The sequence below is a fragment of the Streptomyces sp. NPDC102270 genome, from assembly GCF_044766405.1.
GTDB lineage: Bacteria > Actinomycetota > Actinomycetes > Streptomycetales > Streptomycetaceae > Streptomyces.
Genome location: NZ_JBIWLX010000003.1, coordinates 479741 through 491195, shown reverse-complemented (window position 1 = coordinate 491195; position 11455 = coordinate 479741). Strand labels below are relative to the sequence as shown.

At 69.5% G+C, this 11455-nt stretch carries 13 protein-coding genes; 8 read left to right on the top strand and 5 right to left on the bottom strand.

Annotation, left to right across the window (positions count from 1 at the left end):
* The first annotated feature begins 337 nt into the window (after positions 1–337).
* The gene (locus ACIRP7_RS07665) at positions 338–1981 is read left to right on the top strand and encodes a glycoside hydrolase 43 family protein (RefSeq protein WP_403655153.1); all 1644 of its coding nucleotides are present in this window, start codon (positions 338–340) and stop codon (positions 1979–1981) included.
* Positions 1982–2036: 55 nt separating this feature from the next.
* Entirely contained in the window at positions 2037–4055 is a 2019-nt protein-coding gene (locus ACIRP7_RS07660) for a non-reducing end alpha-L-arabinofuranosidase family hydrolase (protein ID WP_403655072.1), read from the top strand.
* A 52-nt stretch (positions 4056–4107) separates the two neighbouring features.
* On the opposite strand, the gene ACIRP7_RS07655 is transcribed toward ACIRP7_RS07660, so the two are convergent.
* Together ACIRP7_RS07655 and ACIRP7_RS07650 are read right to left on the bottom strand one after the other, a co-directional pair.
* Positions 4108–4965, bottom strand: coding sequence for an oxygenase MpaB family protein (locus tag ACIRP7_RS07655; RefSeq protein WP_403655070.1), 858 nt, complete (start codon positions 4963–4965; stop codon positions 4108–4110).
* A 140-nt stretch (positions 4966–5105) separates the two neighbouring features.
* Positions 5106–5255, bottom strand: a complete 150-nt coding sequence (locus ACIRP7_RS07650) for a hypothetical protein (protein ID WP_365657875.1) — start codon at positions 5253–5255, stop codon at positions 5106–5108.
* 162 nt (positions 5256–5417) lie between these two features.
* Between ACIRP7_RS07650 and ACIRP7_RS07645 the strand changes: the two genes are divergently transcribed.
* Entirely contained in the window at positions 5418–5810 is a 393-nt protein-coding gene (locus ACIRP7_RS07645; protein WP_403655068.1) for a VOC family protein, read from the top strand.
* Positions 5811–5835: 25 nt separating this feature from the next.
* Here ACIRP7_RS07645 and ACIRP7_RS07640 read toward each other — a convergent pair whose 3' ends face one another.
* A complete protein-coding gene (locus ACIRP7_RS07640) occupies positions 5836–6426 on the bottom strand; it encodes a TetR/AcrR family transcriptional regulator (protein ID WP_403655066.1) in 591 nt (196 codons plus the stop codon).
* A gap of 135 nt (positions 6427–6561) precedes the next feature.
* Here ACIRP7_RS07640 and ACIRP7_RS07635 point away from each other — a divergent pair, with 135 nt between their 5' ends.
* Complete coding sequence (locus ACIRP7_RS07635) at positions 6562–7497, top strand: alpha/beta fold hydrolase (RefSeq protein WP_403655064.1); 936 nt, start codon at positions 6562–6564, stop codon at positions 7495–7497.
* Between the two features lie 57 nt (positions 7498–7554).
* Here ACIRP7_RS07635 and ACIRP7_RS07630 read toward each other — a convergent pair whose 3' ends face one another.
* Positions 7555–8349: an alpha/beta fold hydrolase gene (locus tag ACIRP7_RS07630; protein ID WP_403655062.1), complete on the bottom strand. Its 795-nt coding sequence runs from the start codon at positions 8347–8349 to the stop codon at positions 7555–7557.
* Positions 8350–8411: 62 nt separating this feature from the next.
* On the opposite strand from ACIRP7_RS07630, the gene ACIRP7_RS07625 reads away from it, so the two are divergent.
* The 4 genes from ACIRP7_RS07625 (at position 8412) to ACIRP7_RS07610 (ending at position 10517) form a co-directional block, all read left to right on the top strand.
* Entirely contained in the window at positions 8412–8834 is a 423-nt protein-coding gene (locus ACIRP7_RS07625) for a MarR family winged helix-turn-helix transcriptional regulator (protein WP_403655060.1), read from the top strand.
* Between the two features lie 64 nt (positions 8835–8898).
* Positions 8899–9390 (top strand): DUF2975 domain-containing protein, encoded by a 492-nt coding sequence (locus tag ACIRP7_RS07620; RefSeq protein WP_403655058.1) that lies wholly within the window; start codon positions 8899–8901, stop codon positions 9388–9390.
* Entirely contained in the window at positions 9390–9659 is a 270-nt protein-coding gene (locus ACIRP7_RS07615) for a helix-turn-helix domain-containing protein (protein WP_403655056.1), read from the top strand. The genes ACIRP7_RS07620 and ACIRP7_RS07615 overlap by 1 nt, the downstream gene beginning before the upstream one ends.
* 282 nt (positions 9660–9941) lie before the next feature.
* Positions 9942–10517, top strand: coding sequence for a hypothetical protein (locus tag ACIRP7_RS07610; protein WP_403655054.1), 576 nt, complete (start codon positions 9942–9944; stop codon positions 10515–10517).
* Between the two features lie 33 nt (positions 10518–10550).
* Here ACIRP7_RS07610 and ACIRP7_RS07605 read toward each other — a convergent pair whose 3' ends face one another.
* Positions 10551–11312 (bottom strand): polysaccharide deacetylase family protein, encoded by a 762-nt coding sequence (locus tag ACIRP7_RS07605; RefSeq protein WP_403655052.1) that lies wholly within the window; start codon positions 11310–11312, stop codon positions 10551–10553.
* Positions 11313–11455: the final 143 nt, after the last annotated feature.

The window sequence follows — 11455 nt, the reverse complement described above, 5'->3', positions numbered from 1 at the left end:
TGAAACCGCGCGGGGCGACCTCATGTCAGGCGCATGACATTCATCGACGGCTCGAAATTTCGGTCTGGTTTCGGATCGTTGGCTTTACGGATGCTAGAGGTAGTCACGTATGTGTCAACACCTGATGGACTGTCAACTGTTCACTTCAGTACATCGGGACCCTCAAATCGCCGAAACATTTCGATGCCAACAGCGAATCCTGCGATAGGCATTGACGGGATGTGTCAGGCACATATCATCCTGATTGCCCGACACGTCAGTCGGCGTTCACACTCTCGAACGAGCAGGACAGCCCCGCCCCCGCAGCGCTCCCTCGCAGAGAGAACGACACATGGATATGTCATGTCCTCGCCAACCCTTGAATCGCCGACAGGCGTTGACCGTCGGCGGCGGCCTGGTCGCCGGCGCCTTCCTGTCCCTGGCGGGGCCCTCCCCCACCGCCGCTTCCGCTACCGCCCGAGGACCGGCCCCCACGGCCGCCGCGCCGTACACGAACCCGGTGATCTGGCAGGACTTCGCGGACATCGACGTCATCCGCGTCGGCGGCACCTACTACGCCTCCGCCTCGACCATGCACTACTCACCGGGCGCCCCCGTCCTGCGTTCGTACGACCTCGTCAACTGGGAGATCGCCGGTCACTCGGTGCCCGTGCTCGACTTCGGCGCCAAGTACGACCTGAACGGTGCCCGTGGCTACGTCAGGGGGATCTGGGCGTCGTCACTGGCCTACCGTCCGGCCAACAGGACGTTCTACTGGCTCGGCCAGATCGACTTCGCCAGGACGTACGTCTACACCGCCACCGCCGTCGAGGGGCCGTGGAGCAGGCTGACGACGATCAACACCCCGTACTACGACGCGGGGCTGCTCGTCGACACCGACGACACCTTGTACGTGGCGTACGGGAACACCACCATCAGCGTGGCCCAGCTCTCGCCCGACGGCCGGAGCCAGGTCCGCAGCCAGCAGGTGTTCACCACACCGTCGAGCGTCGGCACCCTCGAGGGCTCCCGCTTCTACAAGATCGACGGGCAGTACTACATCTTCCTGACCCGTCCGGCCAACGGGCAGTACATCCTGAAGTCGTCGGGCGGTCCCTTCGGCCCGTACACGATGCGACAGGTCCTCCTCGACCTGCGCGGGCCGATCCCCGGCGGCGGTGTCCCGCACCAGGGCGGGCTGGTGCAGACACAGGGCGGCGCCTGGTACTACATGGCCTTCGTGGACGCCTATCCCGGCGGCCGGGTGCCGGTCCTCGCACCGGTCACCTGGACCCCGGACGGCTGGCCCGTCGTCCAACTGGTGAACGGCGCCTGGGGCACGTCGTACCCCGGCCCCGCCGTGCCCGCTCCGCCCCGCCAGGTCACTCCCATGACCGGCGTGGACACCTTCGACGGCACGGCCCTCAAGCCGAGATGGGAGTGGAACCACAATCCGGACAACACCAAGTGGTCGGCCGGCGACGGCCTGACCCTGCGGACCGCGACCGTCACCGACGACCTGTACTGGGCCCGCAACACCCTCACGCACCGCATCCAGGGGCCCACCTCCACCGCCACGGTCGAGCTCGACCACTCCGCGATGCGGGACGGCGACCGGGCAGGACTCGCGCTGTTCCGCGACTCCTCCGCGTGGATCGGCGTCAAGCGCGACGGTGGCGCGGCGCGGGTGACGATGGTCAATGGGCTGACCATGGACGGCAGTTGGAACACCACCGCGACCGGTACCGAGGTCGCGAGCGCGCCCCTCGCGGGAGGCCGCGTCTGGCTGCGCGCGACCGCGGACATCCGCCCCGGCGCGGCTCGCCCCGGAACCTTCTCCTACAGCACCGACGGCACCCACTTCACCCGGCTCGGGCCCGCCTTCTCCATGGGCAACGACTGGCGTTTCTTCATGGGCTACCGATTCGCCCTCTTCAACCACGCCACCCGGGCGCTCGGCGGCGCGGTCCGCATCGCACGGTTCGAGCTGTCGACGCCCTGATCCCCTCCCGTCCATCGCACGGCGCAACCCCCCACCCGACCGTACGAGGAGAACCATGAACCCGCTGAAGCGGCTCGGCCGTCGCCGAGCCTCGGTGTTGTCCCTGCTGGCCGTGGCCGCCCTGGTCACCCCCGGCGCCGCGAGCGCCGCACCCGACGGCGTCCGGGCCTCCACGCTGGGCGCCCAGGCGGCCCAGTCCGGGCGGTACTTCGGTACCGCCGTGGCCGCCGGACGCCTCGGCGACGGCACGTACACCGGGATCCTGGACCGTGAGTTCAACGCGGTCACGCCCGAGAACGAGATGAAGTGGGACACCATCGAGCGCTCCCGCGGCTCGTTCAACTTCGGCCCCGGCGACCAGATCGCGAACCGGGCCCAGTCACACGGACAACGCCTGCGCGGACACACCCTGGTCTGGCACCAGCAACTGCCCGGCTGGGTCAGCTCCATCAGGGACGCCAACACCCTGCGCAGCGTGATGAACAACCACATCACCCAGGTGATGAACCACTACCGGGGCAAAATCTACGCCTGGGACGTGGTCAACGAGGCCTTCGCCGACGGCGGCAGCGGCCAGATGCGCAGCTCGGTCTTCCGGGACGTGCTGGGCACCGGCTTCATCGAGGAGGCCTTCCGCACCGCGCGCTCGGCCGACCCGTCGGCCAAGCTCTGCTACAACGACTACAACATCGAGAACTGGAGCGACGCCAAGACCCAGGGCGTCTACCGCATGGTGCGCGACTTCAAGGCGCGCGACGTGCCCATCGACTGCGTCGGCCTCCAGTCCCACTTCGGGGCGGGCGGCCCGCCCGGGAGCTTCCAGACGACCCTGTCGAACTTCGCCGCGCTCGGCGTGGACGTCCAGATCACCGAGCTGGACATCGCGCAGGCGCCCACGGCCGCGTACACGAACACGGTGCGGGCCTGCATGAACGTGGCGCGCTGCACCGGCATCACCGTCTGGGGCATCCGCGACAGCGACTCCTGGCGCAGCGGTGAGAACCCGTTGCTGTTCGACCGCAACGGCAACAAGAAGCCCGCCTACCAGTCGACGCTCACGGCGTTGGGCGGCCGCGCCGGGGCACAGCGGACGGACGCATCCGCGGCCCGGTCCGCCGCGGCGCTCCCCTCCTCCTTCCGCTGGAGTTCCAGCGGCGCCCTGATCGGGCCGAAGTCGGACGCGACGCACAACATCGCGGGGATCAAGGACCCGTCGGTCGTCTACTACAACGGCAAGTACCACGTGTTCGCGAGCACCGCGAACTCCGCCGGGTACAACCTGGTGTACCTGAGCTTCTCCGACTGGTCCCAGGCCGGTTCGGCCACGCACCACTACCTGGACCGCACCGCCATCGGCGCCGGGTACCGGGCCGCACCGCAGGTCTTCTACAACGCCCCGCAACGCCTGTGGTACCTCGTCTACCAGACCGGCAACGCGTCGTACTCGACGAACCCCGACATCAGCAACCCCAACGGGTGGAGTGCCCCGAAGAACTTCTACTCGTCGATGCCGGACATCATCCGCCAGAACATCGGCAACGGTTACTGGGTCGACATGTGGGTGATCTGCGACAGCGCCAACTGCTACCTGTTCTCCTCGGACGACAACGGTCATCTCTACCGCTCCCGGACGACAGTGGGCCAGTTCCCCAACGGCTTCACCGACACCGTCATCGCGGCCCAGGACTCCAAGTACGCCCTGTTCGAAGCGAGCAACGTCTACAAGGTGCAGGGCAGCAATCAGTACCTGCTGCTCGTCGAGGCGATCGCCTCGGACGGCCGGCGCTACTTCCGCTCCTGGACTTCCAGCAGTCTCGCCGGCTCGTGGTCACCCCTGGCCGCGTCCGAGAGCAACCCGTTCGCCAAGTCGAACAACGTGACGTTTCCCGCCGGTACCTGGAGCCGGGACATCAGTCACGGCGAGATGATCCGCGCGGGCTACGACCAGACACTCACGATCCCGGCCTGCAAGCTCCAGTACCTGTACCAGGGGAAGGACCCCAACGCCGGCGGTGACTACAACAGCCTGCCCTGGCGGCTGGGTCTGCTGACCCAGACCAACTCGACCTGCTGACCGTGTGGGCCCCGTACGGCGTGCGGGGCCCACATCGTGCGCCCGCCGGGCCTCACTCCACCGGCGAGCGCGCTCCCGGGGTCATGGCCCAGCGGATGGTGTGCGTCAGCAGCAGACCCGCGGGCTGGACGGCGAGCCCCTCCACGACCGGGACCCGGGGCAGTCGCAGGACGCTGCGCGCCCACGGCGGGAGCAGTGCCACCGCGTTCGCCGCCAGGACGCCGTAGAACGGCCGCACGGCGAGCGGAACGGGTGGGTGCAGCAGCAGGAACCGGGCGGCGGCCCGGGCTTCCGGGGTGGCCCGCAGTTCCGGCTGGTAGGTGGCCAGCAGTGCGGCCAGGGCCCGGCGGTCCCGGGGTGGGTCGACCACGCCCAGTGCCTCGGCCACCCGCGCGGTGTCGGCCACGTAGTCGTCGTACTCCGCCGGGTCGAGGAGGCGGGCCCCGTAGCGTTCGTGGGCGCGCAGGAAACTGTGGGTCTCGGCCGCGTGCACCCAGCCCAGCAGATGCGGGTCCGCGGCGTGGTAGGGCAGTCCCTCGGCGGTGGTCCCCCGCACCTGCCGATGGATGGCGCGCACGCGTTCGACGGCTGCCTCGGCGTCGGAGACGGTGCCGTAGGTCGTTACGGCGAGGAAGGTGCTGGTGCGCTGCAGCCGCCCCCAGGGATCTCCGCGAAACCCGGAGTGCGCGGACACGGCGGCCATGGCGAGCGGGTGCAGGGACTGCAGGAGCAGAGCGCTCAGCCCGCCGATGAACATCGACGCGTCGCCGTGGACGGTGCGGATGGGACGTCCGGGGCCGAACCAGCGGGGTCCGGGCGTGTCGTGGATACGGGCGCGGTTGGCGGGGCCGTCCGGCCCGGCCACTCGCCGGAACACGGCCCTGCCCAGCCGATCACGAAGGTCGGTCATCTGCGCCGCACCTCCTTCCCGCCCCGCGGCACGCCCGGTGGTCTGTCTTCCCCGGCAGCCGTGCGGGTGGATGCGGTGTGCTCGGTTTCTTACCGAGCGGCGTCACCGGCGTCCACCCGCCGTGGCGAGCGCGCTCAGGTTCAGTGGCTGCGTCCGCGGAGCCTGCCGAGCAGTTGCCGAGCCTGGGCGCGGCGACGCGGATCGGCCGAGGCACGGCGCACCTGCTCGGCGGCACGCCGTCCCTGCGGGCTCCTGCTGAACTGCTTGATCTTCTCCAACATGCCAGGCACGACTGTCCTCCCGTGAAGGTCGACGACAACTGCCGCACGACATGGCCTGCCGCACGACTTGGTCTTCGTACAGACGCGGTTACCCCGGGCCCGGCGTCCCACCCCTGTGCGACCCGCGCGGCACGTCGGTCTGACAGCAGCGGAACCGGGCAGCACTACTGCATGAAGCCCGCACCGCGTTTCACCTTGGCCGCGACCACTCTGGACGCACCGGACGCCCACGAGCTCGCACGGTTCTACCAGGCCCTGCTCGGGTGGCGGCTGCGGACGGAAGAACCCGGCTGGGTGGAGATCGCATCGGCCGACGGCACCACCGGGTTGTCCTTCCAGACAGAGCCGCTCTTCGCACGCCCGCAGTGGCCTTCCCGCCGGTCCGAGCAGCAGATGATGATGCATCTGGACATCGAGGTGGACGACCTGCCCTCAGCCGTCGAGCACGCCCTCGAACTGGGAGCGACCGTGGCCGATGTCCAGCCTCAGACCGATGTACGGGTCTTGCACGACCCGGCGGGCCACCCGTTCTGCCTCTTCGTGCGCAGCGGCCCCGGCGGCTGACGGGTCGGGTCGGGTCGGCCGGACTTCAGGCGCTCCGGGCCAGCGTGTCCGCCACCGTCGCGCCCGCCAGCCGGGTCACGGCACGCAGTTCCTCGTGCGGCACACCGGCCCGGCTGAGTACACCCAGGGACTGGTTGACGGCGACGACGTACAGGGCGAGTTCGTCCAGCACCTGTGCATCCGCCGCCGCGCTCCCGAGTGCAGCGCGCACCCGGGCGCGCTGGGCGGAGACCAGTGCGCGGACATGGGCGCCGTTCTCCTCGTTGAGCGTCGGCGCCTGGGCCGAGGACTGGGCGATGAGACAGCCGTCCGGCACCGCGGGATCGGCGATCCGGGCCAGGGTCGTGTCGAGGAACGCCGCCACGGCACGCACGGGATCACCGGCGTGCCCGGCGAGCGCCTTCTCCTGGCGGCCGCCGTAGACCGAGACGTACCGGTCGAGGCACTGACGGAACAGGGCGTCCTTGTTGCCGAAGGTGCCGTACAGCGAGCCGCGTCCGAGACCGGTGGCAGATCCCAGGGCGTCGAGCGAGGCGCCCTCGTATCCCTGCTGCCAGAACACGCGCATGGCCTGATCCAGTGCGGCGGTGACGTCGAACTGCTTTCGGCCGGACATGCCGTGCACCTTTCTCCGCGGGATCTCGCTCCGAGTCTACCTCCATCTTGTATCGACCGGTCCAACTATGTTTGACTAATCGTTCCAAGATGGTGGGTGTGCCTGCCGTCGCCATTCCAGCGAAGGTGATCATTGATGACGCCCTCTGCCGCCGCCCTCCTCACCGCCGACGACCCCGGCTCCGTCTCCCGCGCGCCGCAGCTCCCGGACGGCTTCGCCCGCACCTTCACCAGCCACTACGTCGACACCGGCAAGGTCCGCCTGCACGCCGTCACCGGAGGCTCGGGGCCTGCGCTGCTGCTCCTCGCCGGATGGCCTCAGACGTGGTATGCGTGGCGTCTGCTGATGCCGGCCCTCGCCCATGACTTCCAGGTCGTCGCGCTCGACGCCCGCGGGGTGGGCCTGTCGGACAAGCCTCTGGACGGCTACGACACCGGCAACCTCGCGCGCGACGCGGCGGCCGCGATGACGGCGCTCGGGCACGACCGCTTCCACGTCGCCGGGCACGACGTGGGCGTGTGGGTCGGTTACGCGCTGGCCGCCGATCACCCGGGCCGCGTCGACCACCTGGCCGTCGCGGAAGCCCTCATCCCGGGCCTCGCCCCCTCACCGCCCCTGCTCGGCAGCACCGAGAACAACGACCGGCTGTGGCACTTCACGTTCAACCGGCTCCCCGAACTCAACGAGCAACTGGTCCAGGGCCGCGAAGACCTCTTCTTCGGCCGGCAGTTCGCGGCCAAGGCAGCCGCACCACTGCCCGAGCACGCCGTCCGGCACTACATCGACACCCTCGCCGGGGACCCGGACGCCCTCCGTGCGAGCTTTGCGCCCTACCGCGCTCTCGACACCACCATCGCCCAGAACGAGCGGCGCGCGGCCCGTCGCCTGCAACTGCCCGTCCTGGCGATCGGGGGGACGGCGTATCTGGCCGACCACGTCGGCGCGATGATGCGCCTGGCCGCGGACGACGTGGAGACGGTCACTGTCCCGTGCGGCCACTACCCGGCGGAAGAGGCACCCGACGAGACGCTGGCCGCGCTGACGGCATTCCTGACCCGGGGGCGCACATGATGCGGCAGGAAGGGTGGCAGTCGCCGGCGCGCTTTTCGCAACGGTGAGCAGCACCGCTCAGTGCTGGCGCAACCGGCCGTCCGTCTGGCGCAGGTACTCGTCGATCAGCGCGAAGGTGGCGTCCGGCTGCTCGATCTGCGGAAGGTGGCCGGCCCTGGGGATGACCTCGAGCCGGCCGCGGCCGAACGCTTCGGCGTACGCGGCGCCATAGGCGGGCGTGACAATGCGGTCGCTCTCACCCCAGAGCAGGAGAGCGGGCACCTGGACCTGCCCGAGCCGGGACAGCAGCGTGGGGTCGTGCATGTAGGGGTCGCCGGCGAGCAGGCGCATGGTGGCCATGTTGGCCCCTCTGCGTGCCAGTTCTTCGGCCGGGCTCCCGGCCGGGTCCAGGTAGTAGCGGTCCGGTTCGTGCCAGGAGTGCTCCGCGACGCCGCGGGCGTCCAGGGCGAAGAAGTCGGTGATCGGTTCCGTCTCGACCCGCACGCCTACCGCGTCGATCAGGACCAGGCCGGTGACACACCCCGTGGTGTCGCGGGCGGCCATCTCGGCGGCCGTCCAGCCCCCGAGGGAGGAGCCGACGACGAGAACGTCGCGCAGTCGTCGTTCGCACAGGAGGTGCAGGTACGCGAGGGCGAGGTCGTCGATGCCGGTGAGCCACGCCGGGCGGTCCGTGCCGTCCCAGCCGGGATGCACGGGCGTGATCGTGTGAGCGGTGCGGGACAGATGGTGGGCGAGGCCGGCGACGGTGGCGGGGCCTCCGCCGCCGTGCAGGACGAGGACCGGCCTGCCCTCCCCGGCCTCGGACAGAGTGAGCGACAGGTCGGCGTACATGGCGGATGCGTTGGTGGACATGCCGACCACTGTAACTAAACATCTTTATATAAGCTAGCTTGGTCATGTCGTAGACTTGGCGTATGCACGGTGAGCTGCAAGAACTCGGCAGAGCGGTCAAACAGGCCCAGTATCGACAACACCGGGCCCTCGACAGCGCCCTCCAGGCCGTCGGCACGACACTGGCCCAGTGGGACGCACTGCGCGCGATCAGCCGTTCCCCCGGAGCGTCCGCCCGCGAACTGGCCGCAGCGACCTTCCAGACCGAGCAGGCCTTCGGTACGCTCGCCGGCCGTCTCACGGCCCAGGACCTCGTCGAACGCCGGCCCGGACACGGCCGACGCATCGAACACCACCTCACCCCCACCGGCGAGCAGGTCCTGGCGGCCGGCCACAAAGTCGCCGACCACGTACTCGCCGACTGCTTCTCCGCCCTGCCAGGCCCGGACCGCGCCACCCTGCTCGGCCTGCTTCAACGCCTCACGGCGGAGCCGGACGCGCACTGACGACACTTGCTCAATCTATCGAGATTCGATAGATTTCCATCGTTGCTCGATGTTGGGATGGGACATGGGAAAGCTGACCGTCGGTGCCCTGCGCGCCGTGCTCGCAGTGGTGCTCGTCGGCACCCTGTTCGTACAGACGTTGATGGTGTGGACCTTGGTCAGCGGGAGCGACCCGGAGGACGGGTCGCTCCCGCTGACCTCGCTGCGTGTGATCACGATCCTGGGCATGGTGTCGGTCCAGGTGGCACTGGTCTGCGTAGGGCGGCTGGTGACGATGGTGCGACGCGGAACCGTGTTCTCCCTCGCCGCCTTCCGGTACGTGGACGGAGTGATCGGCGCGATTGTGGCGGCCGCCCTCGTGTGGTTCGCGGTCACCCTCGTCAATGCGCCGGGCCAGCGGGACGACCCGGGCGTCACCCTCATCATGGGCGGCATCGGCGTGGCCATCCTGGGAGTCGCCCTCATCGTGCTCGTGCTGCGGATGCTGCTCGCCCAGGCCGTCGCGCGCGACGTCGAAGCATCGCAGCTGCAGGCCGAGTTGGACGGGGTGATCTGATGCCGATCGCCGTCGACATCGACGTGATGCTGGCCAGGCGGAAGATGTCCGTGGGCGAACTCGCCGACCGCGTGGGGATCACGCCCGCCAATCTGGCGGTACTCAAGAACGGCCGCGCCAAGGCGGTACGTTTCGCGACGCTCGCCGCGCTCTGCGAGGTGCTCAAGTGCCAGCCGGGCGACCTGCTGCGCTGGGAGCCCGAGGAGGGCACGGACGAAGACGTGCCCGCAGCAGGCCGGACCGCGGCCGGCGCCACCGGCACCTCCTGACGTGCGGGACGGATCGGGCCGCCGTGGTGGACCCGCTGGACCGCCGGCCTGCTGGACGTGGTGATCTCACGCGCCGGCTCCGGGGAAACGCGAGCGCCACCGCACTCCGTGGGACCAAGGGTGCAGGCAGGCGTACCTCTGCGGGTGCACGGCGGTCACCGCCGTGAGCCGTGTGGGGGAGCAATACGTCAGCTCCGCAGGCGATGTGAGGATCCGTCAGCCGGCGAGAGTCTGTGATGGCGCCCCCGGAGCAGGGGCGCCATCCATGAGGAAGGACCACCGATGAGCCGCAATGCGTCAGCCTCCACCCGCCTCCGTGTCGCCGCGGGCGCCGCCGTCCTGATCACCGTCGCGTGCACCGCCTCCGCCGCGGCCTTCGACCGTTCGCCCGGAACCGACTCCCCCCGCGCGCCCCGGGAAGCCGCGGCCCTGACCGGGTCCGCCAAGCTCTCCCGGACTCTCGGGGACGACATCACCTTCACCTTCGACGCGCATCTCGCCGCCGAGCACCGGATGGAGCCGGCGAAGGCCACCGGGACGTTCCGCTTCAGTCACTACCTCAACGGCGAGGGCGCCTGGGCCAAGGGAAGGATCGACTGTCTGGTGACCGGAGGGAAAGTCGCGGTCGCCACCGGTGTCATCACCGGCAGCGATCTGCCGGGAACGAAGGGCAAGCGGGTCGGCTTCACCGTGCACGACATGGGCCGACACGACCGGCTGGGCTACAGCTGGGCCGTGAGCAACCCGGTGGAGACCAGGAACCTGCCCAAGTGCGTGAGTTCAGCGCCGTTCGAACGCGTGAAGAACGGCACCGGCGACTTCCGCGTCCTGCCCTGGCAACCGGACTTCGTCGGGTAGGGAGTTGTGGGGCGTTTGAAGGAACCCCCCGGTTCAGCGCACGGGGAAGCCGAAGGAGTAGCCCTGCTCCTTGAGCCGGGGCAGGATCTGGCGCAGCGCCTCCACCGTTTGGGAGCGGTCGCCGCCCGCGTCGTGGAACAGGACGGTCGGGCCGCCCGGCAGTTCACGTTCGACCGTGGCGACGATGGCGTCCGTGCCCGGCCGTTCGAAGTCCTTGGAGTCCACGTTCCAGCCCAGCGGACGCATGCCCCGGGAAGCGGCGAGCTTGCGGCTGTAGGGGGTGAAGGCGCCGCCGGGGGCCCGGTAGTACATCGGCCGTACGCCGCCCGAGGCCTGGGTGATCATGCGTTCGGCGTCGAGAATCTGCTGCGACTGGTATGCCTCGGACTTCTTGTCCATGGTGGTGTCGTGGGACACCGAGTGGTCGCACAGCCGGTGTCCGGCGGCGACGACCTGCTTCACCAGGTCAGGGTGGGCCTGCGCCTGCGTTCCCACCATGCAGAACGTGGCCTTGACCCCGTACTCCCGCAACACGTCCAGCACTTGGGGGGTCCATACCGGGTCGGGTCCGTCGTCGATGGTGATGTTGACGCCGCGTGCTCCCTTGTCCGAGGCGTGCACGATGGTCACATCGACGGGCTTCACCGCACTGGCCGGCTTGGACGTCTTGGGCGGCGTGACCCCTACGGTGCCGGCCTGCGCGGTCCACACGGAGGCACCGGCGGCGAGCATCGTCACCCCGAGCGCCGCCCCGAGCACCTTGCCGTTCCAGCCCCGCCCACCGTGCCGTGCCATGTCCGCCCCGCTTTCCCGCAGTTCCTCGTCAATTCCCTGGTCACTCCGTGACCACCTGGCAAGACGAGGAACTGCGGCCACGGGATGCGTCCGTTACGGATCAAGGACAATTCCGGGAGAGTTCACGGACAACCCGGCCGCGG